Annotated in this window: 2 protein-coding genes and 1 tRNA gene; 2 read left to right on the forward strand and 1 reads right to left on the reverse strand. The window is 59.0% G+C overall.

Features of this window, described 5'->3' with window-relative positions:
* Positions 1–149: 149 nt before the first annotated feature.
* Positions 150–1,055: a LysR family transcriptional regulator gene (locus tag ROR01S_RS25560; RefSeq protein WP_044351425.1), complete on the reverse strand. Its 906-nt coding sequence runs from the start codon at positions 1,053–1,055 to the stop codon at positions 150–152.
* A gap of 114 nt (positions 1,056–1,169) precedes the next feature.
* On the opposite strand from ROR01S_RS25560, the gene ROR01S_RS25565 reads away from it, so the two are divergent.
* On the forward strand, positions 1,170–2,030 hold the full coding sequence (locus tag ROR01S_RS25565; RefSeq protein WP_004860458.1) for a pirin family protein: 861 nt from the start codon (positions 1,170–1,172) through the stop codon (positions 2,028–2,030).
* A gap of 234 nt (positions 2,031–2,264) precedes the next feature.
* Positions 2,265–2,352 (forward strand) — tRNA-Ser (locus tag ROR01S_RS25570).
* Positions 2,353–2,581 lie beyond the last annotated feature (229 nt).

Consider the following 2,581-nt stretch of genomic DNA (forward strand, 5'->3'; position numbering starts at 1 on the left):
GCGAATCAATCCTCCCCTCACCGCCATCTTTAAAGAAGAGCTCGTACGCAGGTACGGGCTTTTTTTTCGCCTGTGGCACCGCCCGGGGGGGATGAGAAGCCCCGACCGGGTGTCGACATGCGTGCTTTGCCCGGGATACAGCCCCCTTATCAATCCTCTTCCATCCGCTGGTATTCTTCGCTCAGAAAGTCTACCAGTGCTCTCACCGACGGCAGCAGACCGCGACGAGAGGCAAAAACCGCATGAATGACTTCCCGCTGTGGTTGCCACGCATCCAGTACCACCTCCAGGGTCCCGGCAGCCAGCTGATCGCGCACCATTAAGAGAGGAAGCTGAACCACCCCAACGCCGGCTATCGCCGCTTCACGCAATGCCAGCATGTCCGTCGTGACCATCCGCGGCGTGAAATAGACTTCCGCCTTTGCCCCCTCCGGCCCGCTCAGTTGCCACTTATGCTGATGCTTTCCGGCATCGAGACTCAGTCCCGGCCACGTACTCAGCTGCGATGGCGCCTGTGGCCTCCCCATTCGCGCAATACAAGCCGGGCTGGCGACCAGACGCTGTCCGCGGTCGGCCAGTACCCGCATCACCAGATCGCTATCGTCAAACGGACGCGGGCGCACGCGGATCGCAACATCAATCCCTTCGCCAACAACGTCCACCCGCCGATTGGTAGCCTCCAGCTGCACATTGACGCCCGGGTAACGTAGCATAAACCGCGCCAGCATCGGCCCGACATGGGCATGCAATAAGGTCACCGGGCAGGTGAGTTTAACGCTGCCGCGCGGCTCCGAACGCAGCGTTTCCACCGCCTGCTGCGCCGCCTCGGCCTCTATCAGCATCGCTTTGCAGTGCTGGTAGAAGGTCTGCCCCACTTCGGTGACCACGAACTGCCGGGTCGTGCGATGAATCAGCCGCACACCAAGCCGCTCTTCCAGCTGCGCGATCCGACGGCTTAATTTTGATTTCGGCTGATCGAGCGCCCTGCCCGCCGCGGCGAATCCTTCATGATCGACGACCTGGACAAACCAGGCTAAGTCATTGAGATCGAGCATCCTTCCTCCATTGTTCCATTTTCAGAACAGTATAGGCCAGTTTTGCTATCTACCGGTTTATTGGCCGCAGATCTAATCTTATAGTCATCAGAAATCGCGACACAGGAGAGCACCATGAAACAGATTACAGGCGTCTACACCGCACCGGCCCAACATTGGGTTGGGGATGGCTTTCCGGTTCGCTCACTGTTCTCTTACCAGACTCATGGCGAACCGTTAAGCCCCTTCCTGCTGCTGGACTACGCCGGTCCTCACCACTTCCCGGCGGGAAGCGGCAGACGTGGGGTTGGCGAACATCCGCATCGCGGATTTGAAACCGTCACCATCGTCTATTCCGGTGAAGTTGAACACCGTGACTCGACGGGTAAAGGTGGGGTCATTGGCCCGGGCGATGTGCAGTGGATGACCGCCGGCGCCGGCATTCTGCATGAAGAGTTCCATTCGGCGGAGTTTACCCGCACCGGCGGCGAACTGAAGATGATCCAGCTGTGGGTCAACCTGCCGGCGAAAGACAAAATGACTCATCCGGGCTATCAGAGCATCACCGCGGATGTCATCCCCGATGTCGCCCTGGCGGACGGCGCGGGAAATATCCGGGTTATCGCCGGCAGCTATGACCAGGTGACTGGACCTGCGCACACTTTCTCGCCACTGAACGTCTGGGATATGCAGCTGAATCAGGGCCATGACATCACGCTCCGTCAGCCTGATGGCTGGAGCAGTGCGCTAGTGGTCCTTGAAGGTGAGATTACGGTCAACGGTGCAGAGCAGGCACGTGAAGGGCAACTGGTGGTGTTTAGTCAGCAGGGAGAAGCGATTCATCTTCATGCAACGGCGAATGCCAAAGTGCTGCTGCTGGCCGGTGAACCGTTGCGGGAGCCCATTGTGGGCTACGGTCCGTTTGTGATGAATACCAGGCAGCAGATCGCAGAAGCCGTGCGCGATTTTAACGGCGGACGCTTTGGCCAAATCTGACATCAGTGCCTTCCCGGCCTGCCAGCGTGGCGCTAAAGCAGCGCACGAGGCTGGTGAAGCATCGCAAACAGCTTGATTCTCTGCGTTAAAATCGCTGCCCCGTCGGTTTTCAGCGGGGCAGTGTTCATTGCTTGACCGAACGGTAAAGAAAGAATAAATACTGCTTGACCGTTTTAGTGCAACTCCCTATAGTAGCGCCCCGTTGCCCACCCAAGGTGAGCAGCAAAACAATATGGTGAGGTGTCCGAGTGGCTGAAGGAGCACGCCTGGAAAGTGTGTATACGGCAACGTATCGGGGGTTCGAATCCCCCCCTCACCGCCATATTTAAAGAAGAGCTCGTACGCAGGTACGGGCTTTTTTTTCGCCTGTGGCACCGCCCGGGGGGATGAGAAACCCCGACCGGGGGTCGACAGCTGGCGCAGCCAGCTGGACAGACCGCGAGCCTGCGAGCGGGCTGCCCGCACAAAAATGCCGGGAGCATTTTTGAACAACGCCTGCGTTGGCCCCGAAGGGGCGAGGCCCAGGGACGGGCCGAGTAACGGTGAGCGAA

The sequence above is a fragment of the Klebsiella ornithinolytica NBRC 105727 = ATCC 31898 genome, from assembly GCF_001598295.1.
GTDB classification, from domain to species: domain Bacteria; phylum Pseudomonadota; class Gammaproteobacteria; order Enterobacterales; family Enterobacteriaceae; genus Klebsiella; species Klebsiella ornithinolytica.